Source organism: Limnobacter thiooxidans (genome assembly GCF_036323495.1).
Lineage (GTDB): Bacteria > Pseudomonadota > Gammaproteobacteria > Burkholderiales > Burkholderiaceae_B > Limnobacter > Limnobacter thiooxidans.
The window spans coordinates 2,785,978-2,811,913 of sequence record NZ_AP028947.1 but is presented as its reverse complement, the minus strand read 5'-3'; the positions used below and the strand labels follow the sequence as shown (position 1 = coordinate 2,811,913).

Annotated in this window: 21 protein-coding genes, 1 tRNA gene and 1 pseudogene; 10 read left to right on the top strand and 13 right to left on the bottom strand. The window is 51.0% G+C overall.

Features of this window, described 5'->3' with window-relative positions; genetic code table 11:
- The first annotated feature begins 208 nt into the window (after positions 1-208).
- From RGQ30_RS12790 to nosR, 3 genes are read left to right on the top strand one after another with little or no spacing between them, the layout of a single operon-like run.
- Positions 209-1,099, top strand: coding sequence for a response regulator (locus tag RGQ30_RS12790; RefSeq protein WP_130557853.1), 891 nt, complete (start codon positions 209-211; stop codon positions 1,097-1,099).
- Positions 1,096-1,911, top strand: coding sequence for an HDOD domain-containing protein (locus tag RGQ30_RS12785; RefSeq protein WP_130557854.1), 816 nt, complete (start codon positions 1,096-1,098; stop codon positions 1,909-1,911). The genes RGQ30_RS12790 and RGQ30_RS12785 overlap by 4 nt, the downstream gene beginning before the upstream one ends.
- 1 nt (position 1,912) lies before the next feature.
- Positions 1,913-3,247 (top strand): response regulator c-di-GMP phosphodiesterase, NosR family, encoded by a 1,335-nt coding sequence (gene nosR, locus RGQ30_RS12780; RefSeq protein WP_130557855.1) that lies wholly within the window; start codon positions 1,913-1,915, stop codon positions 3,245-3,247.
- Positions 3,248-3,252: 5 nt separating this feature from the next.
- Here nosR and RGQ30_RS12775 read toward each other — a convergent pair whose 3' ends face one another.
- Positions 3,253-3,576 carry a DUF2834 domain-containing protein gene (locus tag RGQ30_RS12775; RefSeq protein ID WP_130557856.1) on the bottom strand — a complete coding sequence of 108 codons (324 nt, stop codon included), beginning with the start codon at positions 3,574-3,576 and terminating at the stop codon, positions 3,253-3,255.
- 208 nt (positions 3,577-3,784) lie between these two features.
- On the opposite strand from RGQ30_RS12775, the pseudogene RGQ30_RS16165 reads away from it, so the two are divergent.
- Positions 3,785-6,076: pseudogene (locus tag RGQ30_RS16165) on the top strand (hypothetical protein); the annotation flags it as partial.
- Between the two features lie 12 nt (positions 6,077-6,088).
- Positions 6,089-8,677, top strand: a complete 2,589-nt coding sequence (locus RGQ30_RS16160; RefSeq protein WP_130558053.1) for a methyl-accepting chemotaxis protein — start codon at positions 6,089-6,091, stop codon at positions 8,675-8,677.
- 91 nt (positions 8,678-8,768) lie between these two features.
- On the opposite strand, the gene RGQ30_RS12765 is transcribed toward RGQ30_RS16160, so the two are convergent.
- Positions 8,769-9,401: a TetR/AcrR family transcriptional regulator gene (locus RGQ30_RS12765; protein WP_338284478.1), complete on the bottom strand. Its 633-nt coding sequence runs from the start codon at positions 9,399-9,401 to the stop codon at positions 8,769-8,771.
- Between the two features lie 138 nt (positions 9,402-9,539).
- On the opposite strand from RGQ30_RS12765, the gene RGQ30_RS12760 reads away from it, so the two are divergent.
- Entirely contained in the window at positions 9,540-10,280 is a 741-nt protein-coding gene (locus RGQ30_RS12760) for a hypothetical protein (RefSeq protein ID WP_338284477.1), read from the top strand.
- Positions 10,281-10,332: 52 nt separating this feature from the next.
- Entirely contained in the window at positions 10,333-11,463 is a 1,131-nt protein-coding gene (locus tag RGQ30_RS12755) for a putative solute-binding protein (RefSeq protein WP_338284476.1), read from the top strand.
- A gap of 78 nt (positions 11,464-11,541) precedes the next feature.
- Here the strand turns inward: RGQ30_RS12755 and RGQ30_RS12750 are convergent, their stop codons facing one another.
- From RGQ30_RS12750 to RGQ30_RS12735, 4 genes are all read right to left on the bottom strand, one after another.
- A complete protein-coding gene (locus RGQ30_RS12750) occupies positions 11,542-15,141 on the bottom strand; it encodes a response regulator (protein ID WP_338284475.1) in 3,600 nt (1,199 codons plus the stop codon).
- A gap of 113 nt (positions 15,142-15,254) precedes the next feature.
- On the bottom strand, positions 15,255-15,593 hold the full coding sequence (locus tag RGQ30_RS12745) for an Hpt domain-containing protein (protein ID WP_130557860.1): 339 nt from the start codon (positions 15,591-15,593) through the stop codon (positions 15,255-15,257).
- A 32-nt stretch (positions 15,594-15,625) separates the two neighbouring features.
- Positions 15,626-16,033 (bottom strand): hypothetical protein, encoded by a 408-nt coding sequence (locus RGQ30_RS12740; RefSeq protein WP_338284474.1) that lies wholly within the window; start codon positions 16,031-16,033, stop codon positions 15,626-15,628.
- Between the two features lie 26 nt (positions 16,034-16,059).
- A complete protein-coding gene (locus RGQ30_RS12735; protein ID WP_338284473.1) occupies positions 16,060-16,218 on the bottom strand; it encodes a hypothetical protein in 159 nt (52 codons plus the stop codon).
- A gap of 333 nt (positions 16,219-16,551) precedes the next feature.
- Between RGQ30_RS12735 and RGQ30_RS12730 the strand changes: the two genes are divergently transcribed.
- Positions 16,552-18,672 (top strand): ATP-binding protein, encoded by a 2,121-nt coding sequence (locus RGQ30_RS12730; RefSeq protein WP_130557862.1) that lies wholly within the window; start codon positions 16,552-16,554, stop codon positions 18,670-18,672.
- A 45-nt stretch (positions 18,673-18,717) separates the two neighbouring features.
- On the top strand, positions 18,718-19,395 hold the full coding sequence (locus RGQ30_RS12725) for a response regulator transcription factor (RefSeq protein ID WP_130557863.1): 678 nt from the start codon (positions 18,718-18,720) through the stop codon (positions 19,393-19,395).
- A 170-nt stretch (positions 19,396-19,565) separates the two neighbouring features.
- Here the strand turns inward: RGQ30_RS12725 and RGQ30_RS12720 are convergent.
- The 6 genes from RGQ30_RS12720 to pyrF form a co-directional block, all read right to left on the bottom strand.
- A tRNA-Lys gene (locus tag RGQ30_RS12720) sits at positions 19,566-19,641 on the bottom strand.
- 92 nt (positions 19,642-19,733) lie between these two features.
- Entirely contained in the window at positions 19,734-20,231 is a 498-nt protein-coding gene (gene ybeY, locus RGQ30_RS12715) for an rRNA maturation RNase YbeY (protein WP_130557864.1), read from the bottom strand.
- The gene (locus tag RGQ30_RS12710) at positions 20,221-21,237 is read right to left on the bottom strand and encodes a PhoH family protein (protein ID WP_130557865.1); all 1,017 of its coding nucleotides are present in this window, start codon (positions 21,235-21,237) and stop codon (positions 20,221-20,223) included. The genes ybeY and RGQ30_RS12710 overlap by 11 nt, the downstream gene beginning before the upstream one ends.
- A gap of 39 nt (positions 21,238-21,276) precedes the next feature.
- Positions 21,277-22,734 (bottom strand): sensor histidine kinase, encoded by a 1,458-nt coding sequence (locus RGQ30_RS12705; RefSeq protein WP_130557866.1) that lies wholly within the window; start codon positions 22,732-22,734, stop codon positions 21,277-21,279.
- Positions 22,735-22,747: 13 nt separating this feature from the next.
- Complete coding sequence (locus tag RGQ30_RS12700) at positions 22,748-23,458, bottom strand: response regulator (protein ID WP_130557867.1); 711 nt, start codon at positions 23,456-23,458, stop codon at positions 22,748-22,750.
- Between the two features lie 67 nt (positions 23,459-23,525).
- The gene (gene pyrF, locus RGQ30_RS12695; RefSeq protein WP_130557868.1) at positions 23,526-24,386 is read right to left on the bottom strand and encodes an orotidine-5'-phosphate decarboxylase; all 861 of its coding nucleotides are present in this window, start codon (positions 24,384-24,386) and stop codon (positions 23,526-23,528) included.
- 122 nt (positions 24,387-24,508) lie between these two features.
- Here pyrF and RGQ30_RS12690 point away from each other — a divergent pair, with 122 nt between their 5' ends.
- Positions 24,509-25,423: a DMT family transporter gene (locus RGQ30_RS12690; protein WP_130557869.1), complete on the top strand. Its 915-nt coding sequence runs from the start codon at positions 24,509-24,511 to the stop codon at positions 25,421-25,423.
- 199 nt (positions 25,424-25,622) lie between these two features.
- On the opposite strand, the gene RGQ30_RS12685 is transcribed toward RGQ30_RS12690, so the two are convergent.
- Positions 25,623-25,871 (bottom strand): hypothetical protein, encoded by a 249-nt coding sequence (locus tag RGQ30_RS12685; RefSeq protein ID WP_130557870.1) that lies wholly within the window; start codon positions 25,869-25,871, stop codon positions 25,623-25,625.
- Between the last annotated feature and the right edge of the window lie 65 nt (positions 25,872-25,936).

The window sequence follows — 25,936 nt, the reverse complement described above, 5'->3', positions numbered from 1 at the left end:
AAGGTTGCGGTATTCGATTAACGGAGGTTTGAGGAAAAATCTTGACCCTCTGACAGCCTTTGAAACCAAAGTTCACCTTTGCAGCCCTTTCGTAGACGAAAGTGTGACTTTATTGTCGAATTAGCATTTAACTTTATTAGGCGACTGCCGTTAACCATGATGAGGCCCACAGATTTTTTCTGTGGCGCGCGCCCAGGAGGTTGTTGTGATGCAATTTGTTGATAAACAGGCTGCCCTGACTTTGGAAGCTGAAAAATGCTTGCCTGAGCAACTGCCCAACAAGCACCTTTTGCTGGTTGATGACGAAGAAAATGTACTTCGCTCACTTCAGCGCGTGTTGCGTCGAGATGGTTACACGTTGCACCTGGCCAATTCAGCAGAAAAGGCACTTCAGATTCTGGCCAGTCAGCCCGTGGATGTGATTCTTTCTGATCACCGCATGCCCGGTCAATCCGGCACGGAATTCTTGAGCAAGGTGAAAGACCTGTATCCCCGCACTGTGCGCTTGATGTTGTCGGGTTACACCGAGGTCCGTTCTGTCACATCAGCCATCAATGAGGGGGCCATTTACAAGTTTTTGACCAAGCCCTGGGACGATGATCAGCTTCGTGCCAACATCAAGGAGGCGTTTCAGCGGCATGAAATGGAATCTGAAAACCTGCGACTGCATTTGCAGGTTGAAGAAATCAATTCCGAATTGTTGCAGTTGAATCACGCCCTGGAGCAAGAGCTGCAAGACCGTAACCAGCGCATTGAACGCGACACGTCGGTGGTCTGTGTCATGCAGGAGATACTGGACTACATGCCGCTGGGTGTGTTGGGTATTGACAGTGCAGCAGAGGTTGTTTGGGTCAATCGGTGGGCTGCTGAATTGTTTGGTTCGCCCTCGGCCACTTTCATGACTCAATCGGTGCGATGTTTGCCTTCGCCACTGCCTGATCTGATCGACGAGTACCTGTTTGGTTTTGATCTTCAGCCACAAACTCACAATGCGAATCTGCGTGGTGTTGATGTACTGATCGAAATCAAACCCATGGGACTTCGAAGCGATTCTTCCGGTTGTCTCGTGCTTGTCCATACAGCAGGTAAATCATCATGAGTCATTTGTGTGGTGTATTGGTCGTTCCTGCCCTCAGTGTCAGTTCCCCCAGGTTGCTGGCCCAGTTGCAAAGTGAAGACTTGACCATTAAGGAACTGGCCGATTTGTTGAAGCTGGATCCTGGTCTGGGGGCGCGGCTGCTTCATGTCGCAAACTCGCCTTTTTTTGGCGTGTCCCGGAAAATTTCCTCAGTGGGTGAGGCGGTCATTGTTTTGGGATTGAATCAAACCCGTAGCCTGGTTCAAGTCGAGATGATTCGGTCTGTGGTGGAGGAGTACCCCTGGAAACTGCTTTCGCTTCGTGATTATTGGCAGCGAAGTTTGTCAGTGGCGGCAGCCTGTCAGGTGTTGGCGGACCGCATTGCCTATTCTCAATCCACTGCATTTTCGACCGGGCTGTTTCACAACCTGGGTGAGTTGGTGATGCTGCAGCAGTACACCGAGAACTATGGCGAGCTGTTGCAGACGGCCGTTCGAGGGCAAGAGTTGGCCAACGAAGAGAATGCGCGTTTTCACACTGACCATGGTCAAATGGGGGCCGAGGTGTTGCAATCCTGGAATTTTCCGATCGATATCTGCAATGCGTTGGCAACGCAATATTCTGACTCCATCTCAAATGATGATGACTTGCTTACGCAGGTATTGAAAACAGCGCATATCGTGGTTCATGCCACTGATGCCGATGAAATACTGAGCAGCGTCTCACCTCTGGCGGCGTCAAGTTTTGGAATCAGCAAGGTCACGCTGCCAGCCATGGTGCAGACCCTGTACAAGAAAATCAAGCAATGGACTGATCTAGCAGGGGCGATCTGAGATGAGTGAAACCGCAGTTCAGTCAGTGCTTGTCATCGATGATGAAGTCAACGTGGTCAATGCCATCAAGCGAACTTTGCGCTCGGAGGCCTACGAGGTACAGGTCAGTACCGATCCAAAGGAGGCCCTTGAGATTGCGAGGCGCATCAAACCGGTCGCTGTGGTGTGTGACATGCGCATGCCGGGCATGAGCGGCTCAGAAGTTCTTGCCGAGCTACATCGCGACCAACCCGATTGCGCACGCATTTTATTGACCGGTTACGCCGATATCACGTCAACCATTGCGGCAATCAATGACGGACAAATACACAGATATCTGACCAAACCCTGGAATGATGATGAATTGCGGGATGTGCTGCGTCAGCAAATCGAATTGGTCACCCTGCGCAGAGAGCGCGACCACCTGGCCGATTCACTGGCTGTCAAGGTGGATGAACTCCAAACCCTGAACCAGGAACTGGATCAGCGTGTCGCCGCCCGTACCCAGGAAATTTACCAAACCAACCTGTTTCTGGAGAACGCTTACAAAGAGCTTCATGACCAATTCCTGAACTCGGTGAAGGTATTTTCCAACCTGATCGAAATGAGTTCGCCAGCCATGGCTGGGCATGGAAAAAGAGTAGCCGAGTTGGCCCGCTGGATCGCTGTGGAAATGGGTTTGCCTGAGGCTGAGGTTGAGGACATCTATGTGGCTGGACTGTTGCATGACATTGGGAAAATCGGCCTTTCCGACCAGGTGTTGACTACGCCTTTTACCCAGCTTGACCCGACAAGCCGAGTTGCTTTGGTGAAGCATTGCAACAAAGGTCAAACTGCCTTGATGGCTTTGCCTGAATTACAAAACATTGCTTTGTACGTGGCCCGTCACCATGAGCGCGTGGATGGAAAAGGCTATCCGGATGGGTTAAGCGGAAAAGACATTCCCCGGGGTGCGCGGGTATTGGCTGTAGCTGAGGACTGGGATGAGCTTCAAATGGGGCTTGTGGCGACCCAGAAACTGGATATGCAGCAGACGCTGGATTTCATTCAGAGCGCAAAAGGCAAGCGATACGACATAGACGTGGTGAATGCCCTGCCTGGGGCACTTATTCGTTTGCAGGCCACCCCACGCGATGACGAACAGCTGATCGACAGCGAGTCATTGGTTCCGGGGTTCGTGTTGAGCCGTGATTTGTACAATCCTGATGGCCTGTTGCTGATGGCCAAAGACCGTGCCGTTTCTCCAGCGCTTGTACAGTACCTGTGCGCTGTGTATGCCAAGGAAAAGATTTCTTTCAAGGTGTATTGCAAAGTGGTTGCCAAAACAAATCAGACGAAGCAACCGCCCGGTTTTTGAGTGAATCAATTTGCTTTTTGATTCATCCGCAATAACAAATACGCTGCAAAGCCCGTTGCCACACCGGGTACTACGCCCAGCACAAGGCAAACCCAGCCATGTTTGATGTCCTGGGTTTTGGCCTCATGCATAACCCAGACAGCCAGTATCATCCAGCAGAAAATAGCGTCCAGTGCATAGCCGGATGAAAACGGGTTCACGAACCCGGCCAAGGCTGCACCGAGAAAGTCAGGGTTCTCGATTAACGGTGGTACGCACAGCGCAGTGAATGCGGCCGCAAAGGCCAATCCCAGTAAGGCAACAACAATCTTGAATAATCGGACGTCCATTGGGGCGAGTCTCCTCTCGATTTTCCCTCATGGTAGTCGTCTTTTTAGCGGTGGCCAAGTTTGAATTGTGTCTTATTGTTGAATTAATAATTAAAAAATTTGTATCATTTTTAAATCGGTACTTTTTGCCATCTGTTTATTCTTTGTCCTAGTCAAAAACGGTGTCACCTTAACGGGTGTGTATTGATTATTTCAATGGAGAATTCAGATGGGTTTCTTTCGTACAAGTGCGAGTTCTAGCGATTATTCCAGATTGAAGGGGGCTCTTTTGGCTTTGTCAAAAGGGGATGAAAAGGGCTTCGAGTCGGCTTCGGCAGCTTACTCAGAGGCTGAAAGCGAACTGGCTTCGCTTGTTCGTTCATCGATTGGAGTCGTTCAGGCGAGGCATCAGGCGGAGCTGGGGAAAGCAAGTCATGTCATAGACAAATTGTTGTCTGGAACTGGTGGCTGGGAGGAAGGTTGCCCCAAAGCATTGTTGCCGGTGATTCAGCGTGTGGCCGACCAGTTGAGCGCACTGAAAGCGAAAGAGCTTGCATTAAATCTCGTTGACAGCAAGATCATGATTGCCGACAACGACCGGGTGCTTAATTACTGTAACCACTCCGCAAACAAGATGTTGAAGGAGTCGCAATCGGAGTTGAACAAACGACTGGGCAACTTCCGTCTTGAAGATCTGATGGGTGGGTCGATTGATCGCTATCACAAGGATCCAGAACAAACCGCGCAAATTTTGCGTCAAATGACGGGTACGAAAGAAGTGGCTCTTCGGTTTGGTTCTAAAGACTTTCGCTTGCGTGTTCAAGCACTGACTGCCCAGGCTGGTGAGAAACTCGGTTTCATGGCTGAGTGGGTTGATATCACGGAAGAAAAGCTTGTGATGCAAGAGGTCAGTGATTTGGTCGACAGCATCCAGAAAGGTGTGCTGAACAAGCGGATTGATCTTGAAGGCAAAGTGGGGCTTCTTCAGAATCTGGGTTCCAACATCAACTCTGCACTGGATGCCGTGGTGGGCCCATTGAATGTGGCCGCCAATTATGTAGATCGCATTTCCAAAGGCGATATTCCAGAGAAGATCACCGACAACTACAACGGCGATTTCAACACCATCAAGAACAACCTGAACACCTGTATTGATGTGGTCAACAATCTGGTAGCCGATGCCAACATGCTGGTTAACGCGGCTGTAGAAGGCAGGTTGGAGACTCGGGCTGACGCGAGCAAGCACCAGGGCGACTTCCAAAAAATTGTGCAGGGTGTGAATGAAACCCTGGACGCGGTAATTGGCCCATTGAACGTGGCCGCCCATTACGTGGACCGCATTTCCAAGGGTGATATTCCAGAGAAGATCACCGACAACTACAACGGTGATTTCAATACCATCAAGAACAACCTGAACACCTGCATTGATGTGGTGAACAACCTGGTGGCCGATGCAGACATGTTGTCGAAAGCTGCTGTGGAAGGTCGACTGGAAACACGGGCCGATGCCAGCAAACATCAGGGTGACTTCCAAAAAATTGTGCAGGGTGTGAATGAAACCCTGGACGCGGTAATTGGCCCATTGAACGTGGCCGCCAATTATGTAGATCGCATTTCCAAAGGCGATATTCCTGAGAAAATCACCGACAACTACAACGGTGACTTCAACACCATCAAGAACAATCTGAATACCTGTATTGCCGTGGTCAACAACCTGGTTGCAGACGCGGACATGCTGGTTAATGCAGCTGTGGAAGGTCGACTGGAAACACGAGCCGATGCGACCAAGCACCAGGGCGACTTCCGCAAGATTGTGCAAGGTGTGAACGAAACACTGAACGCGGTGATAGGCCCATTGAACGTGGCCGCCAATTACGTGGACCGAATTTCCAAAGGCGACATTCCAGAGAAAATCACCGACAACTACAACGGTGACTTCAACACCATCAAGAACAACCTGAACACCTGTATCGATGTGGTGAACAACCTGGTGGCCGATGCCAACATGTTGTCCAATGCCGCAGTAGAAGGTTTACTGGAAACCCGCGCAGATGCGACCAAGCACCAGGGCGACTTCCGCAAGATTGTGCAGGGCGTGAACGAAACACTAGACGCGGTGATAGGCCCATTGAACGTGGCGGCCAATTACGTGGATCGCATTTCCAAGGGCGACATTCCAGATAAGATCACCGACAACTACAACGGCGATTTCAACACCATCAAGAACAACTTGAATACCTGTATTGATGTGGTGAACAACCTGGTAGCCGATGCCAACATGTTGTCCAATGCCGCTGTGGAAGGCCGACTGGAAACACGGGCCGATGCGACCAAGCACCAGGGTGACTTCCGCAAGATTGTGCAAGGTGTGAATGAAACCCTTGATGCGGTGATTGGACCATTGAACGTGGCCGCCACTTATGTGGATCGCATTTCCAAGGGTGACATTCCAGAGAAAATCACCGACAACTACAACGGCGATTTCAACACCATCAAGAACAACCTGAACCGGGCCATTGATGCGGTCAATAAAATGACTGCCGATGCCAACTTGCTTAGCAAAGCGGCAGTGGACGGTTTGTTGTCAACCCGAGCAGACGCAACCCAGCACGAAGGTGACTTCCGCAAGATTGTACAGGGTGTGAACGAAACGCTGGACGCGGTGATAGGCCCATTGAACGTGGCCGCGAATTACGTGGATCGTATTTCCAAAGGCGACATTCCAGAGAAGATCACCGACAACTACAACGGCGATTTCAACACCATCAAGAACAACCTGAACACCTGTATTGATGTGGTGAACGACCTGGTGGCCGATGCCAACATGTTGTCCAATGCCGCTGTGGAAGGCCGACTGGAAACACGGGCCGATGCGACCAAGCACCAGGGCGACTTCCGCAAGATTGTGCAAGGTGTGAACGAAACACTGGACGCGGTAATTGGCCCATTGAACGTGGCCGCCAATTACGTGGATCGTATTTCCAAAGGCGATATTCCCGAGAAAATCACCGACAACTACAACGGTGACTTCAACACCATCAAGAACAACCTGAATACCTGTATTGCCGTGGTCAACAACCTGGTTGCAGACGCGGACATGCTGGTCAATGCAGCCGTGGAAGGTCGACTGGAAACACGAGCCGATGCGACCAAGCACCAGGGCGACTTCCGCAAGATTGTGCAAGGTGTGAACGAAACACTGGACGCGGTAATTGGCCCATTGAACGTGGCCGCCAATTACGTGGATCGCATTTCCAAGGGCGACATTCCAGAGAAAATCACCGACAACTACAACGGTGACTTCAACAACATCAAGAACAACTTGAACACCTGTATTGCGGTGGTCAACAACCTGGTGGCCGATGCCAACATGTTGTCCAATGCTGCCGTAGAGGGGCGCCTGGAAACCCGTGCCGATGCCAGCAAGCACCAGGGCGATTTCCGCAAGATCGTGCAAGGCGTGAACCAAACACTGGATGCGGTGATTGGACCATTGAACGTGGCCGCCAATTACGTGGATCGCATTTCCAAGGGCGACATTCCAGAGAAAATCACCGACAACTACAACGGCGATTTCAACACCATCAAGAACAACCTGAACAGGGCCATAGATGCAGTCAACAAAATGATTGCTGATGCAAGGCTGCTCAGCAAGGCCGCAGTGGATGGTTTGTTGTCAACCCGAGCAGACGCAACCCAGCATGAAGGTGACTTCCGCAAGATTGTGCAAGGTGTGAATGAAACACTGGACGCGGTCATTGGCCCATTGAACGTCGCCGCCAATTACGTGGATCGCATTTCCAAGGGTGATATTCCGGAAAAAATCACCGACAACTACAACGGCGATTTCAACACCATCAAGAACAACTTGAATACCTGTATTGATGTGGTGAACAACCTTGTAGCCGATGCCAACATGCTGGCCAATGCTGCAGTAGAAGGTCGTTTGGAAACACGTGCTGATGCCAGCAGGCATCAAGGTGATTTCCGCCGCATTGTGATTGGCGTGAACGAAACACTGGATGCAGTCATTGCCCCCATCGATGAAGTGAAGCGAGTCATGGCGGCGGTATCGAAAGCTGATCTATCCCAGAAAATCGACACACTGTACCGCGGTGATTTCGATGAATTGAAAGTGGCCGTGAATCGTTCAGTTGAAAGTTTGTCCAGTGCGATGTCAGAAGTTCGGAACGTGATGGATGCAGCGGCCAATGGTGATTTGAGCAAAAAAGTCGAAGGCGCTTACACCGGCGAATTTGATGTGCTAAAAAAAGCGGTTAACAACACGGTGACCCGACTTGCCGACACCATCGACCAAGTCAGGGCTGTCACTTCGACATTGGCCAACGCGGCTGATCAGGTGTCCAGTACTTCGCTCAGTTTGAGCCAGGCTTCAAGCGAGCAGGCTGCAAGTGTGGAGGAATCCAGCGCATCGGTTGAAGAGATGACAGCATCCATTCAGTCGAATGCACAAAGCGCAGGCGAAACCCGTGAAATGGCTCTGAAAGTGAGCGAAAAAGCCAACAATGGTGGCGTGGCCGTATCAGAAACCTTGAGCGCCATGGAGCAAATTGCGTCAGAAATTTCGATCATCGACGACATTGCCTATAAAACCAACCTGCTTGCATTGAATGCAGCCATTGAAGCAGCCCGTGCCGGTGACCACGGCAAAGGCTTCGCAGTGGTTGCGGCCGAGGTTCGCAAACTTGCGGAACGTTCACAGCAGGCTGCACAGGAAATCAGCAAACTGGCTCAAAACTCGGTCAAGAAAGCACAACATGCTGGCAACTTGCTGGATGAGATTGTGCCTTCCATTGAGCGCACGGCCACCCTGGTTTCCGAAATTGCCACGGCTTCCGGGCAGCAAAGCCTGGGCGCTGGGCAGATCAACGAAGCCATGAGCCAGTTGAGTCAATTGACTCAGCAAAATGCGGGGATGTCCGAGGAGCTGGCAGCCACTGCAGAGTCGTTGACTGGTGAGTCGAACAACCTTCGACAGTTGATCGATTTTTTCAAGACTTCGGAAGGCCACGCTGTTCACAGCCCAAAGGCGGTGAGTGGTCGCAAGCGAGAAACCAAAAGCCTTGTTTCTGCGTTTGATGGCGACTTTGAGAAATTCTGATTTCACGGTAGTTGAGTAAAAAAGCGTCACGAGGGGAATTCCTCGTGACGCTTTTTCTTTTAAACCATGCCGGAAAGTGTAGGCAACAGATTCAAAGACCTTTCATGCTTTCCATGGCCAGGGCACCCAAAAACTGGCGCCTGATGCTTTGAACCAGCTTCTCGGCAATTGCCTTCTTCTGTTGAGGCGATTTGATCAGCGGTACTGCAGCACTGAACAATTGCATGCTGATTTCACGTGCTACTTCCAGCAATACCGTCGTGTCTTTCAGGGGTACCAGGTTCATGGCCTGAATTTGCACCACACTTTGCTTCGCAATGTCGTCAATGACGCGGACCAGTAAAGGGCGCAATGGGCTGAATGCCGTGTTGATTTCACGTACGCCCACTGTGAATGCATCCGGGTTTCTCAACACCAGGTCCAGGAAAAAGTTGACCAGCCCTTCGGTGGCATCGGCGTGGCTTGCTGCTTTGGAACGGATGGTCCCCATGGCGTCAATGATGGTTTGGGCGATAATTTCGATGGTGCTTCGCGCCAGGTCGTCCAGGTTCTCAAAGTGACGGTAAAACGTGTTGTGATTCAACTCAGCTTCTCGGGCAAGCTCACGAAGGCCCAGCGCATTGAGCGGCACACCGTCGCGGGCCGCAAGTTTCAGGGCTGCGACCACCAACCTGCGTTTGCCGTCCGGCATGTTTTCCAGCTCATCACTCACCAGCAAATTCATTCGCACTTCTCCTGTAGTCCCCGATTTTAAGTTCGATTGACAAAAATGTATACAAGTGGATACCATGAGTATCCATGTGGATACCTTAGTCCACTGCAAACAATCAGACGCATCCGTGCGCGTGTGGACGGTAAGGAAATGAAAGCAGGTATTCAGGAATTCGCCTTTGAACGTGGTGACGCCGGTGTATTTTTCGGAATGGATCCTGTCGTTGGCTTTCAGGTTCGTTTGTTGAATGAAGAAGGCGCCAGGAAGGGCAGGGCCGAGGCGGCTCGCCTTGCCGCGCAGGCCTTGTCGATGGGCATTGCTGAAATTGTGAACAGCCTCATCCGCCCTGCCTTTGATGAACTGATTTCAAAATCCAGGCACGGCGAGTCTTACCAGCAGGCACTCAAGCTGGTGGATGACATCCATCAGCAAATTGAAGGGCATGTTCGGTGGCTGGGTCGATTCCTGTCCCGTGAGCGCCTGGTCGTGGTTTCTGCCCACTATCTGGCCATGTTCCATTACCCGCGCAACAGTGGCCGAGAACATGAGTTCCTCGTTCTGGCACTTCCCTCCGAGGTGGTTCAAAGGGCTGTGCAAACCATTGAGCATCTGAGAAAAAATCCGGCAGCAGATCGTAGCCAGCCTGTCGAATTTCTGTTGTCGATCGTTGATGAACTGTTGCAGCCTTTGGTCCATGAGCCCAAGCGTTTGATGCATTTCAATTTTCTGGTGGACAAAACCCTTTCAGGCATCATTGCGCTGATTCGTAACCTGGCATTTCGGGAAATACGCCAATGGGCAGGGCGTATACCTGCTGAAGATTTGCCCATCATCCTGGATCACTTTGAGCGCGTATTGTGGGTTCAACCCACGAACCGCCAAACGTATTAAACACAATCGCTTTTATAACCGCCCACCAAAGCGGAAACCGGAGACTTCATTCATGTTTTGCCTCACCAACGTTCAGCGTCTTTTCTCGCGCACTCTTGCTGCAAGCCTGGTTCCTTTTGTTCTTCTACAGCCTGCAGCACAGGCGCAAGACATTCCCAAAATGCCTGCAGGCGTGATGGGCAAGGTCTCTGACCAGTTGATGAAAGAAATGAAGCCACTGGACAAACCCTTGCACATCAAGATTTGTGTGTTTGACATCATGGGCCGGGCAGGGCCTGTGTTTGGCATTGCGCAAGATGTGGCCATTGAAGCGCGAAAGTGGAATCTGTTTGCCGAGTTGCTACCCTTCACCAACGAAAGTGTGGCTGCAGAATCATTTCGTACCGGGCAATGCGAGGCCGTGGGCTTGACCACACTGCGCGCACGCATGTTCAATCCCTTCATTGGCAGTTTTGATGCAGTAGGCGCCTTGCCCAGTTACGAGCATGTAAAAACTGCATTGCAATTGTTGATGGGCAGCGACAAGACTTACCCGCTGTCCATCAGTGGCAAATACCAGGTGGTTGGCATGACCCCCTTGGGTGCAGCCTATGTCATGGTCAATGACCGGGCCATCAACTCCATCGAGAAAGCTGCGGGCAAAAAAGTGGCCGTGATGGACTGGGACAAAAGCCAGGCCAAGATGATTCAGCAATTGGGTGCACAACCGGTGCCCAGCGACATCACCAATTTCGCACAAAAGTTCAACAACGGCGTAGTCGATATTGTGGCTGCACCTGCCCTGGCCTTCGCCCCCCTGGAACTGTATCGCGGCCTGGGCACCAAGGGAGGCATTTACAAAATGCCACTGATCAACGTAACCGGTTCTGCAATCATCAACCGAACCCGTCTTGAAAAGGAAGTTCCGGATCTGGATGAACGCCTCATGAAAATGCGCAAATTCGGTTTGAACTATGTCGATCAGGCCATTGCAACTGTTCGACAGATTGAGAAACAGGTGCCCAACCGTTACTGGATGGAGGTTGCACCGCAGGATCAGGAAAAGTACGATGTCATGATGCAGCAGGCGCGCCTGCAATTGACCGCGGATGGCGTTTACGATCCAAAAATGATGGCGATCTTGAAGCGCGTACGTTGTCACCACAACGCCAAGGCCGCGGAGTGCTCAACCAAGGATGAGTAATCCCTAAAGTGGCATTTTCGGTTTTGTGAATGGCTTGTGGGCATCGTGTCCGGAACCGGTGGTTTCGGCTTGCGTGGCTTAAGCTGGGTGACGATTTTCCGAAATTGAAAATGCCATGATCGCTTTGAAATGTTCATTCAGTTGTTCAACAGTCTTGGCTGTATCCCTCGAACGGCCTGAGCGAACATCTGTTTCAATGGCCTTGAGATAAGCCGCAAACAGGCCAAAGCCTGTGCCCACAGCTGAACCCCTCATGCGATGCAACTCTGCACACAAAGCGGAAGTTTCTCCATCCGCAATCAGCTTGGACAGTTGTTCAATTTGACCTGGCAACGACGACCTGTATTTAAGTATGATCTTGTTGAGCAGTTCCCAGTTGTCGTGTGTAATCTCCCTCATCAAGTTTGCATCGAACACCGGGTCTTCGCAGTTCTGTAGTATTTCAATAGCTGAAACTGCCTTTCCCTGTTCCCCGCTTGCCGGGATCAGGAATTTTTTTAGTATGTCTTTCACCTGTGACCTCTTGAATGGCTTGGCCAGGTAATCGTCCATTCCTGCATTGATACAGCTGGCCCTGTCTGTGGGTAGGGCATTTGCTGTGATCGCTACAATCGGAGTTCTTTCAGCATTGCGTGCCTGCTCAAGCTCGCGGATTTTGGCGGTGGCTGTCAGGCCATCCATCACTGGCATCTGGCAGTCCATCAAAATCAGGTCGTAGGTGTGACGCGCATATTTTTCCAGGGCTTGAATGCCGTTGAACGCAACATCCACCAGGCAACCCATTTGCGTCAGAACAAGGCTGGCCACATCCTGATTGATCGGATTGTCCTCTACTAATAAAATATTGGGGGGAGCCGATGTGCCCGAAAGACCATCGAGACCCAATTCATTTAAAACCTTGCCTTGGTCAATTGTATTGAGTTCGCCGGGGTTGTCTGTTTCTTGCCCATTTAGCTTGCCTACAATCTGGCTTAGCGTCTGATCAAAACTCTCAAATCCGAAATGTTTAGACACCACACCCAGAATATTTGATTGATGGAAGCCGTCATTGGTTTCCGAGCAGTCAGCATTACCGTGCGCAGCGAACACGTCAAACCCGGTTTGAATTCTTTCCTGTCGGTTGGATTGATATCTCAAGCCGGGGTGATTTTGCTCAATCAGTATCAACCGTCTTTCATTTGCGCAAGAATGATTCTGCTCTATGGCCGCTGTATGTGCAGTCTCACAGACATGCACCTTAACCCCCTGATATTGCCTCATGTGGCATTGAGCCAAGCGCTGCACTTCTTTGCTGCTCGTTATGAAACAGACCTCCAGGTCCTTGATGTTTGTGTGGCGTGAAGAATTGATTTCTTCAGTCGTTTTGATTGGGAATTCAAAGCTGAAAGTGGATCCGATTCCTTTTTGACTTTGAATCCTGATGTGACCCTCCAGAAGTTGCGCAAACTTCTGGCTGATTGCAAGCCCCAACCCTGTGCCACCATGTTCACGGGAGGCTGTTTGGTCCACCTGGTGAAACGGGCTAAAAAGTTGCGGTATTGATTCTTCAGAGATTCCGATTCCAGTGTCTTGGATATCGATGCATATCCTGCTTCGTTCGGGTGTGCTTACTGAGACGAGTACATGCCCTTTGTCCGTGAACTTGATGGCATTGTTGACCAGGTTGATCAAGATCTGTTTGATTTTGGCCGCATCACCGTGAAGTTTGCGTGGCAGCTGGAGCGGATAACTCATGATCAAACCCAGATTTTTCTCCGTGGCGCTGTGCCCCAGTATTTCAGCGACCTCCGATAACACTTCTTCGAGATCAAAATCCCCCTCAATCACTTTCATTTTACCGGCCTTGATTTTTGACAGGTTCAGCACATCATTGATGATGGAAAGCAGAAGCTCTGTGTTCCTGTTGATGACCTTGGCAAAATAGGTTTGGGAAGTAGTTAAAGGTGAGTTCATCAAAAGTTCAGACATGCCCACAATGGCATTCATTGGAGTGCGAATTTCATGACTGATTGTGGCCAGAAAAAAGCTTTTCGCATCATTGGCGCGTTCTGCAATTTCCTTGGCTTCTTTCAATTGTTTTTCGATCATCAGTCGGTGCCGCTCATTGCGCATGCTGATAATGATGCTGCTCAAGGTTGAACGGACCGGTTCAAGCCATTCAATCATTTCTGGATGATAACCACCGGGTCTGTTGGCAATGGCCACCATTCCCAATACCTTGCCTGAACCCATCAATGGTATGCCCAGGAAGGCCTCCATGTTTCGATGTCCCTTCGGAAAGCCGCCAGCGCTGTAGTGGGTTTTCGTATGATTGGCAATCAAGGGTTCACCGCTGAGCAACACGGATCCAAAGAGGTTGTCCATCGCATGAAAGTCCATGTGACCCTCTCTGGTGAAGCATTCGTATCGTTCTTGACTGTGTTCATCCCAAGCAATGTTTGAAATGGCATAGGCCCTCATGTAGGGGCTTTCATTCTCGTCATGCATCAGCTCGGATAAAAATCCATACTCGCTTCCCGTCACCGATAAAATCACGTCGAGAGTCAATTCGAAGAACTTGCCAAAGTCGTTGGATGCAATAAATCCGGATGTAATCTGGTTAATTGCCTTGAGAAGTTCCCCGTTGGAGCAGTTGAACAGATCGCCATTTGTAACCTTGTATTCAACGGTTCGGGGCGACTTTTTTTCCAATCGCTCTGCAGTTTCTTGGGGCTTGCTGGTGGAAGCGGGTTCAAATGGGTCGGAAAGTGCCACAGAGTCGGTGTTGTTTTCAGGCTTGATCCCATTCTTTGACGGTGTTTTTTTTATGACGATCACTGCCGTACATCCACCGTCGAGGTAATGAAAATCGAGAAACCCTGCATTCAGGATTCTGTGCATGCCGTGAATATCGCCCAACGACCTGTTGCCTTGGTTTTGTGACAATGTTCTTTTCCAGTCAAAACCAATACCCTGATCGCGGACCTCAATTCGTGTAATGAAATCATCTGAAGACAGGCGGACGTCAACCCACTTTTCACAGAAAGGTGGTTGTTTGCTTAATGAGTCGAGTTGCGCGTGAAGGTCGCTCTTGCCGAGTTGATTTTTAAGCTGCGAATTGTTGAACCGAATGTTTCCGTGCTCAATTGAATTGACAAGAACTTCCAGGATACCAAGATAGGTTCGGTCAGGATTTTGTGTTTGTTGGCTAAGCAAAAAGGCCAGACTTTTTGCCTGACTGGGGTTTTGAATTCTGAAATATCCCTCTGTCAGGTTCGATACTGCACTTGAAAATTGATTGCTAAGGTTTAGCAAGCCAAGACGTTTTCTGTTTTCACCCTGAAGTTGTTCAAGTGCTGCTTTCAATAATTCACGCGTGGCGGGTTTGCTCAAGTAAAGGCTGACTCCACCCTCAAGGCATTCAATCAGGCCATTGTTTCCAGCTTCCGCGGTCAACATGATCACGGGAATGTCATAGTGCCAGGCGGAAGAACGAATCGCCTTCAACAAATCCAGTCCGGAACATTCAGGCAGATTTTTGTCCAGTATCAGACAGTCGAATTGTTTGGGGTTTTGTTCCAGTAAACTCCAGGCCTGCGCGGCGTTTGCTGCCTCAGTAATTTCATGATCCAGTGTGGTCAGTAGGGTGCCTGTAAGCCATTGAATATGTTCATCGTCTTCGACATACAGAATTTTCATAGACCATTTCCACAACAAGATTAAGTGAGCCATCTTCTTTGCGGTATTTTAATTTTATTGCTGTATTAAAACCCCCATCATTTGGGTACTCCCCCCTGTTATAAGGGGGGCGGTTAAATGGCCTGTCTGATTAAATCAACAGCACACTTGAGTTCCATGTAGATATGGAGCGATTGTTGGTCAAGTTTTTGTTGGCAACTCTTCTCACATTCAAGGCAAAGTGAAATCAAATGCGTCGCGGACAATGCAGAGGCTGTTCCGCGCATCGTATGCAGTTCTATTTTGGCATTTTCAAAATCATGGTTATTCAACATTGATCCCAATAATGGCAGGCGTTTATCCAAGTCCTTGATCATCAACGACACATACTTGATCAACAAAACCCGGTCTCCTCCGAATTTGTCCAAGGCGTCTTGTGTGTCAAATCCCGGGAGTTCAATGTTGGTTTTCATGCTGCTCAATATGGATAACTCAGACGCTCAATTTATATGAGTAAGGTGTTATTGATTGCCATTTCCATGAAAAATATGTGCTGGCACATTTCAAGGCTATCAACAATTTCTGCCTGTGGACAGCTGGAGGACAGGATAATGCTGTCCTGATTGATTACAGGGTGCGAATATGTGGTGCCGATCATGTTCTCGAGTGTTTCAATTTTGCCGAGAACCATTCCTGAAATCAAAGGTTTGTCTCGCAGCCACAGTTTTAACTGGCTGAGTGTCTGAAGTACCTCCCTGGCGTTGCGACCATTCAGCAATTCTTCCCTGAAAAGAGACAGTCCAGCAATTACATTTTGAAGCGTATTCTGCAAATCCTGTGGTTCTTCGAAGCGCATCACGGGTTGTTGCGACTGGTATTGAATACCTTTCACCAGGCGAATATTTTTTTGCAACAGATGTGTTTGCATGGCGTTTCCTTCTAAAAACCAAGGTGTTCAGGTAACAAATAAACCGCGTTGAATCCGAATCCAACACGCATGGCCCAATGCTCCATATCGAGGTAAAACAAATACATTTCTGAAACTGAATCAGGCACAACGGCCAGGTAACACAGGGTGATTTTTAAAAACGTTTCCATGTTGAACCTCCTACCCCTTCAGTTTCTACATCTTGAGTTGGGATGTGATTCACTCGAATGGGGATTTCCCTAGGTGGTGGGGGGTAGTCGAGTTTCTCTTTGTGAGTAATTTGATTACATCTGAAACAATTGTGCTGGATTCGTTAAGGGTTTTCGCTTGGTTTTTTCTACGAAGGTTTACCCAATGCGGTAGGTGATTTGCGGCACATTTCGGTCTATGCTGTTTAACATAAATGAAAATAACAATAGCGGTTTGTCGGTGACAAGGTTTTTGGGGCAAGGGATGATGGCAACTGCGTTAAGAGACCTGAAGAGGTTTTCGTTGGGTGGCGCATGAAGATAAGCTACCGCAACCGATTTCAGGCCATGGCATTCGGTCTGGGGATTTTTGTGGCATTGATTTCGATGGCCATGGTGTTTGTTTATCAATTTGTAAATATTCGAACAATAAGCAAAGTTCAAAATGCGTTCATCGAACAGTATTCGGGACTTGTGGTCAGCAAACTCTCTGACTTTGAATCCAAGCTGAGTGGGTTACAGGCCTTGTTGCTGGTTCTTAATGAAGACAACAAGAAGGTCAATGGCTTTCACATCAACATCACGTCATCTCACGTGTGGGCAGATTTGCATTCATTGCTGTATTCAAGTGAAAGTCTTTTTGCCGCCAACGATTTTTCATTGACCGATCAGGATTTACGCGTGGATCAATTGACTTCGGTGGCACCCTCGCTGAGCGTCATCAATCAATCTGTGGAAGTACAACCCGAACAGAAGTTCAAGTTGAGATTGAGCGTTCCTCTGCTGCAGCAGGAAGAACCGCAACCCCAAATGCTGGGGATGCTCAACATGGAACTGGACGTTACCCAGCTTCAGAAAATTCTCGAGCTTTTGGAAGACACCACGAAGTTTGCCGCCAGTCTTCAGTTTACGAATTCCTCGGGAGACACTTTCAGCATTAGATCCAAGCTGTTTGATAAAAATCACGATGCTTTTTTCTCCCCTGTTTTCCCCCGGATTACCCGTAACCTGGTGGCCCTCGGAGGTACCTGGACTCTGGAGCTAAAACCCACGCAAACCACCCTCGTAGTGGCTGGACTGTCAACACGTGCCATGGTTTTGAAACTGCTGGCCTGTTTGGCCCTGGGGTTTCTGGCGTGGCTAATGTTGAGTTACAGCTTTCACCTGTTCTTTACCCGGCAGCGTCAACAATTGATGGATGAGCTTGAGAGAGTCAATGCGGAGCTGACCGAACAGGCCTTGCAGCTTGAAGCGAGCCGGAAAAACGCTGAAGACTTTATAGGTATTCTGGGTCATGAAATCAGAAATCCCCTAGCCACAATGAAATGTGTTTCTACTGAACTGGAGCACATGTCATTCAACCCCGATGCACAGAAGCTGTTGCAGATCCAGGGCTCTGCTTTGAGCACTGCTTTGGACACACTCAATAACATCCTGGACTTGAAGAAAATGGAGCTCTCCGCGCTTCAGTTGGAAGACATTGAGTTTGATCTCCGGTACGTAGTCAAGGAAGTCAAAGATTTTGTGTCAGTTCAATGTCGTAGCAAAAGGGTCACCCTCAAAACAGAAATTGATCCAGACATACCTTTGAAAGTGATGGGCGATCCGCTACGCCTGAAACAGGTCTTGATGAACCTGATGAACAATGCGGTGAAATTCACCCGTGCTGGCAGCGTTGTGGATCTGACGGTTTTGGTCCAAGAGGTAAGCCCTGGGCAAGTCAAAGTGTCTTTCGCTGTGTCTGACTGTGGCGATGGCATTGCACCCAACATGATCCGGAAACTTTTGGAGCCCTACAAGCAAGCGGACAGCAGTATCGCCCGGCAGTTTGGTGGAACAGGTTTGGGCTTGAATATCGCCAGCCGAATAATCATGTTGATGGGCGGCGAGTTGAAGATCGAGAGCACGGTTGGGGTGGGGACCTGTTGTCAGTTTGAATTGGCTTTCAAGCACAACAACGACAAAAAAACAAATTCGTTGAAGTACGTGGAATTCAATGCTGGGCCCCACATCCCTCAAATATCGAGAAAGATCAGCAGGGACGGTCTCCAATTGCGCTTGCTGTACGTGGATGACAATCAATTCAATCTGATGGTTGCGGAAGAGCTGCTGAAGAAAACCAATCATCATCTGCAGACATTTTCCAGTCCTGGAGAAGCGATTTTTTTCCTTGAAAACTGTTCGGAGAGAATCGATATTGTTTTGTCTGATCTGCACATGCCCGAGATGGGTGGTGCAGAGTTTGCAGCACTTGTGCGTCAAGGCCGCCATTCCAGTACCGCGTTTTTAGCAGCGTTGACAGCCTCTTCGGTCGAGGAGGTTCAGCTGTTACACGCCGAAAATTTCGACTCAATTTTAATGAAGCCTTTTAACCTTGAAAGCATATTAACCAGTTTTGACCAGTTTCGATCAAAAGCAGATTTACTGCTCACTTGACCGAAAAGTCGTTGATTGTCAGTTCCATGTCGTGAGGTAAAGCAAATGCCCAAACTGTTGATAGTTGAAGACCATCCCATGACCGCAATGATTACTGAGGAAATCTTCTCCTCGATTATTGAACCCCATGAAGTCACGTATGTTGAGAAAATGTGTGATTTGCAGGCACTTGATTCAGGCAGTTTTGATTTGGTTCTGTCAGACCTTGTTATACCTGGCGCCACACCCGAGGAAGTGCTGTCATGGATTTCCACCCATTTCATGCACGCCAGGCGCTTCTTCTTCACATCCATAGAGGATGAGGAATTGGTTGGAAAAATCAAAAGCAGTGGTGGTGTTTATTTGTCAAAAAGTACCAAGTTCAAAAATATTGTCGAAGAGGTTCAGCATTCCCTCAACAAGGACTTGTTCAAAACGGATGGCATTGAAAACCGAAGCATTTATCAAAGCCTGATTCAGATGCCGGGTGCCAACAAGCCATTGACCATCAAGCAGGCCCGGGTTATCGATCACTTGAGTACCGGGATGTCGGTCAAGGAAATTGCCCGTGAAATGAAGGTCAGTCCGGATACGGTCAAGGCCCACCTTCGGGACGCCTTTCTCAGGCTTGATGTGGTTAACTCGAAAGAAGCAGTAACGTGCTTTTTACAGGCCAAGAAAATGGCTGAGCGGCTTTATGGCAAAGAAGCTGTGGAACGAAGCATGTGCAGTGAGCCTCAATGACAGGATTTAATCAATCCGTAGCGCGAACTCTTCGGTCTTCAAGTCTGTCTGGGTAAACATCAAAACCGATCGTTGGTGAGAACAATTCAGTTTCAAGAATCAGAAATTGGCACGGACTCGCCGGAAATGAAAAAAGCCTGAGCTTTTACACTCAGGCTTTTTGTATTTTGTGGTGGGTCGTGCGAGATTCGAACTCACGACCAAAGGATTAAAAGTCCTCTGCTCTACCAGCTGAGCTAACGACCCACAATTCGCTGTCAGACTTTCGCCCTCAACCGAAGACCGCGATTATGGCCAACTTTTGTTAAGTGGTCAAGCCCTGAAACACCAAAAAACCATTATTTTTTGCTGGAAAGCACGTAAGGGTTTGATATCTTGAAACGTTTCAGGATTTCAATTTCCCGGTTTTCCATCAGTTCTGCCTGGTTGTCGCTCTCGTGTACATAGCCTTGGGCATGCAGGCAGCCGTGCACAATCAGGTGGGCAAGATGGTCGATCGGGTCTTTGTGCTGTTCAGCCGCCTCGCGTTCCACCACGGTGGGGCAAATCACGATATCGGCCATGAACACGGGCAAGCCGGAGTCGGCACCCAGGTCAGGCATGTCCATGGGGAAGGTCAGCACATTGGTGGCGTAGTCTTTTCCGCGGAAGTCACGGTTCAGTTGCCGGCCTTCTTCTTCGCCCACCAAGCGAATGGTGATCTCCGAGCGGTCTAGAAAGCAGGCTTTCGCCCAGCGCCGAATGCGGCTGTTGTCCACTTCCGAGAATGGAGGGTGGTCGGCATGCACAGCCCATTGAATGGCCACGCTGACAAGGTTGCTGGCTTTATTGGGCATTGGGTTCGGTTGGCAGGTTGGGTCGTTCGGGGTTGTGGAAACGTTCATAAGCCTCAACAATACGGGCCACCAGGGGGTGGCGAACCACGTCCTGGCTGGTGAAGTAGGTCATTGAGATGCCTTTCACGTTGCGCAGCACGTGTTGGGTTTGTACCAGGCCGCTTTGCTGGCCACGGGGCAGGTCGATCTGGGTCACGTCGCCGGTGATCACTGCCTTGCTGCCAAAACCAATGCGGGTCAAAAACATTTTCATCTGTTCGGGCGTGGTGTTCTGCGCCTCGTCGAGAATGACAAATGCGTGGCTTAGCGTGCGGCCGCGCATGTAGGCCAGGGGCGCGATTTCAATGACATTGCGTTCAAACCACTTCTGGACGCGTTCATAGCCTGCCAAGTCATACAGGGCATCGTACAGGGGGCGCAAATAGGGGTCTACCTTCTGGTTCAGGTCACCCGGCAGGAAGCCCAGGCGCTCGCCGGCTTCAACGGCGGGGCGGGTCAGGATGATGCGCTTCACGCTGTCACGTTCAAGTGCATCAATGGCGCAGGCCACGGCAATGTAGGTTTTTCCAGTACCGGCGGGGCCAATGCCGAAAGTCAGGTCGTGTTCCAGAACGGCTTTCAGGTAATCCTTCTGGCGTTCAGTGCGGGGCTGAAAGTCGCCGCGCTTGGTGCGCAACACCACGGGCTCGTCTTCGCCGGTAATGATGTTCGGTTCCTTTTTCGAACTGGCGACGGTGTTGGTATTTTTCAGTTCAACCAGCGCCAGTTGAATTTCATCGGCAGTGACAGGTTTTTCGCTTTTCTCGAAGAAGTGATTGATCAGGATAAAAGCCTGCTTGGCGTTTTCCTTCTCGCCCACTACATTCAAGGTGCCGTTGCGGCGTGAAATTTTTACCTGCAGGGCTGCTTCAATTTGCCGAAGGTTGGCATCCACGGGGCCGCACAGGTTGGCGAGCTTGTGGTTGTCATCTTCGGGGGCTTGCCATTCACTGCCTTTTGATTTCATGGGGTGCTTCTTGAATAATTGATCTTCTATTTTAAGCAATCAATCTTCCATCTGCCGGTGGCGGGGTGGGAAACTGACACGCATCACGGTGCCGGGTCGATCTGCGTGCAGAGACTTCGGATTGTCGTGAATGCTGACGTGCGCGTCGTGCTGATGAGCAGTTTCCTGAACAATGGCCAGGCCCAGGCCTGAGCCGTCTTCACTGGTGCCCAGTACGCGGTAAAAGCGGTCAAACACCAGGTTGCGTTCGCTAGGCGGTATGCCGGGCCCATCGTCTTCCACTTCCAGCAGAATGGCTTCGCGTTGAGGGCTGTCGTCGACCCGAACCGTGACACAGCCCTCGTTGGGCGTATACCGCAAGGCGTTCTCCACCAGGTTCTTCAGCATTTCGGTCAGCATCAGGGTTTGGCCTGTCACATACACCGGGTGATCGGGTACCTCGACGCCCAGGTCAATGCGCTTGTTCATGGCCTCGGGTACGAAATCGCGGGTGACCGACCTCGCAACGTGGGTCAGGTCCAGTTTCTCGAATTGCAGCACGGAAGGGGCTTCGGTTCTCGCCAAGGCAAGCAACTGGTTGACCAGGCGCGTGGAGCGTTCCGTGCCCACCTTCAAGCGGCGCAGGCTGCGCAGCCTGGCGGTTTCGTCGGTTTCATCGCTGAGCAGTTCAACCTGCATGCGCAACCCCGCCAGCGGGGTTTTAAGTTGGTGCGCGGCATCGGCCACAAAGCGTTTCTGGGTGCCAATGGTTTGCTCAAGGCGCTCAAGCTGTTCGTTCAGCGCCACGATTACGGGCAGCAATTCTTCCGGGGTGTCCTTGGTTTGAAGCGCACTTAAATCATCGGGTTTCCTGGCACGAATGATGTCCAGCAAGGTATTCAACGGCGCGATACCGCGTGACAGTCCAAACCACACCAGTAACACGGCCAGCGGCAGAATGACGAACTGCGGCAAAATCACGCCCTTGATGATTTCATTGGCCAGGCCATCGCGTTTGCCCAGTGTTTCGGCAATCTGGATCAGCATGAACCGGTTTTCGCCCACGGTCGGCAATTCGATCCAAAGGTGGCCTGCGCGAAAGTCTTCCCCATTCACCACGAGGTCGCGGAAGTTGACCACGCCAATTTGCCGGGCTTCACGCTGTGGAATAGGTAGGGTGCGTTCGTCACCCATCAGGAACTCGTTGTTCTTGCCCACGATTTGCAGCCGTAACTGGTCAGTGCCGTCGGCCAGCAAAATTTCCTTGGCCTCCTTGGGAAGGCTGAAACGGCCACTGGGGGCTTGCGCAGCCACCTCTTGAGCCAGTGCGGTGATCTTGTCGTCCAGAATGTGATCAAAGGGATCGTTGGCGATTGACTTGGCCACCAGGTAAGTGACGCCGATGCTCATGGGCCAAAGTATCAGCAGTGGGGCAAGCATCCAGTCAAGAATTTCCCCGAACAGGGATCGGCGCTGGTGCTGCCCGGAAGCAAGCGGGTTCCTTTTGTACCAGGCCAATCAGGCACCTGCCCTAGGTGTTGGCATCTGCATTGGCATTAGGTGTTGCTTCTTTTTCAACGTATTTTTCAAGGCAGTAGCCCAATCCGCGCACGGTCGCGATTCGCACACCGTTCACCTCGATTTTTTTGCGCAGCCGGTGAATGTAAACCTCGATCGCGTTGTTGCTGACTTCTTCGCCCCATTCGCACAGGTGGTCAACAAACTGTTCCTTGCTGACCAGCCTGCCCACGCGTTGCAGAAGAACTTCCAGCAGGCCCACTTCGCGCGCAGACAAGTCCAGCATGTCGTCGTTGATGAAGGCAATTCGCCCCACCTGGTCGAACGTCAGCGGTCCGTGTTTCCAGATGCTGGCGCCACCTCCGGTGCCCCGACGCGACAAAGCCCGCACGCGGGCCTCCAGTTCTTTGAGGTCAAAGGGCTTGGCCATGTAGTCGTCAGCACCTGCATCCAGTCCTTGAACGCGTTGCTCTACGCTGTCTGCCGCGGTCAGAATAAGCACAGGCATGTGATTGCCCCGCGCACGCAGGCGGCGCAGAACTTCCAGGCCACTCATCTTGGGCAGACCCAGGTCGAGAATCAGAATGTCGTAGTTCATGGTGGTCAGCGCGGTGTCTGCGTCGCTGCCTTTGAACATGCAGTCGACCGCATAACCCGCTTGCCGCAGGGACTGTGAAAGCCCCTCGGACAACAGGCTGTCGTCCTCGGCCAAAAGTATTTTCATCCATGTCTCCCCAAGTTGGGCCGGCTGTTTCAGCTCTTGTGCCCCGGATGTGTATTTGCTTTTGATTTTAGCCCGAAAGTGCAGCCGCTTTGGCGGCGGCAATGGCGTCACGCGTGTTTCGGGCCTCATTGGCTGCAGCGCTGGCAAAGTCGGCTTTGCCGCTTGCATACAAAATAGCCCGTGACGAGTTGATCAGCAAGCCCCAGCCTGCGCTGCACAAGCCATTTTTAACAGTGTTCAACAAATCACCCCCTTGTGCGCCAATACCGGGCACCAGCAAGGGCGCATTGCCCACAATACTGCGCACGGTGCGAATTTCTTCAGGGTAGGTGGCGCCCACCACCAAGCCCACTTGCCCGTGCGGGTTCCAGGTCGTGGTAGCCAGCTTCGCCACGGTTTGGTAAAGCGGTTCGGCTTTTTCGGTATTCAGGAATTGCAGGTCGTTGCCGCCTAGGTTGGATGTGCGGCATAGCAAAAACAGGCCACGCTCGGGGTAGGCATGGTAAGGCTCGACCGAGTCGCTGCCCATGTAGGGGCTTAATGTGACGCTGTCGGCTTGGTAGCGCTCAAAAGCTTCGATGGCGTATTGCTTGGCCGTGGCACCAATGTCGCCACGCTTGGCATCCAATATGGTGGTGGCGTGTGGGGCCACTTCGTTGGCATAGGCCAGTATGTTCTCAAGTGCGGCTTCTGCCCTGTTGGCGGCAAAGTAGGCAATTTGCGGTTTGAATGAACAGGCGAATTCCGCCGTGGACTTGATGATTTCACGGCAAAATCGCTCAATTTCTGCCGGGCTTGTACCGTAACCTGCTGGCATTCGAGCAATGTCGGGGTCCAGCCCAACACACAACATGGAATTGCTGTGTTGCCAACTGTGCGCCAGGCGTTGGGGGAAGGTGGAAAATTCTGAGAAACGGTTGCTGGCCATTGCGCAAGTGAGCTGTTTGAATAGATCGGTATTGTACAGCCATGTGCCTTCTTTTTGCCGGGGCAGGGCAAGCCCCTAGGGGCAATCGGTTCTGGATGCACTACACTGGGGCACGTTATCCGATGACCCTTAATCGCCCAATCAAAGCCGTGCCCGCAGCAACACTTACTCTAAAACAAATTCAATTACTGATCGGCTTGACCGCCCTCTGGGGCATGAACTGGCCCGTCATGAAGTACGCCGTCACCCAGTACCCGCCTCTGCATTTTCGAACCCTGTGCATGCTGATCGGCATGGTGGCAATGTGGGGTATTGCAACAAAAATGAATGTGTCGCTGAAAGTGCCGCGTGAACTGTGGGGCAGGCTGGCCTTGCTTTGCATTCCCAACATGATTGGCTGGCACCTGTTCTGTATTCTGGCGGTCAAGGAGTTGAGTTCAGGGCGTGCTGCCATTCTGGGGTACACCATGCCGGTGTGGGCCGTGTTATCGGGTTTGATGTTTGCACACCCGGTGGGGCGTCGAGGATGGGTCGGTTTAAGCCTGGCCATGGTGGCCGCGATGTTGCTGTTGTCCTCTGAATTTGCGGCGATCGCGGGCAGCCCCTTGGGGGTTGTACTCATGCTGATAGCCGCAGCATGCTGGGGGTTCGGCACTACGCTGGTTCGGCGGTTTCCAACTGATTTGCACGCGCTCACTTTTACCCATGCCATGATGCCGCCCACCATAGTTGCCATGGGTGCAGCCGCATTCTGGTTTGAAGGCACTGACGTGGGCATGCCGCAAACCTGGCCACAGTGGTGGCCGATTTTTTACAACGCGCTGGGGGTATTTGGCTTTTGCCAGGTGGCCTGGTTCAGCCTGGCCAAGGCGCTTCCCCCGGTTGTTTCAAGTCTGTCCATCATGATTATTCCGGTTGTCGGCGTGATGTCGGGTAGCTTCTTTTTGGGCGAAGTGCCACGCTGGCCCGACTTTGTTGCGTTGGTGCTGATCCTTGGGGCGATGGCGGTCATTCTGGTGCCAAGGCGCGCTCGGTGAGTTGCTGATTCAGCGTTGCGTGTTTTGGTGCTGCTTCAGCTTGATTGATGCTTTCTCAGCGTGGCTTTGAGGTTACTCAGCGTGGCTTGCCCACTTCCATACGGAAAACCGCTGATCCCTTTTTGAACGAAGGCTTCTCACTCACCCGCGCCCGACAAAAAAGATGGTCGGGCTTGGGTGTCGCGCGGTGCGCGAACATTCAAGCCTTGTTCAAACGGGGCGGTTTTTTGAAGTGTGAAAGCAGGCAAAACCACTGCTGAGAAAGCTTCGCAACGCAGCCTGACTGAATACGAAACACTGGGTTGAAGCCACCAACGCGCCACAAATCACCGCTGGTTTTCAGTCTGTCAGCAGCGATGTTCCAATCGTTTCGCCATTCAAGAAAACCTGCCCGTTTGAATTCACACGCCACGTTCGGCCGCAGGCCGGCAACAGGTTTGGCCGTCATTTTTGCCAAACCTGTTGAGTCAGTGTGAATTTCAAAAAGGGGAAGATAGGTTTTCAGGCGGAAGA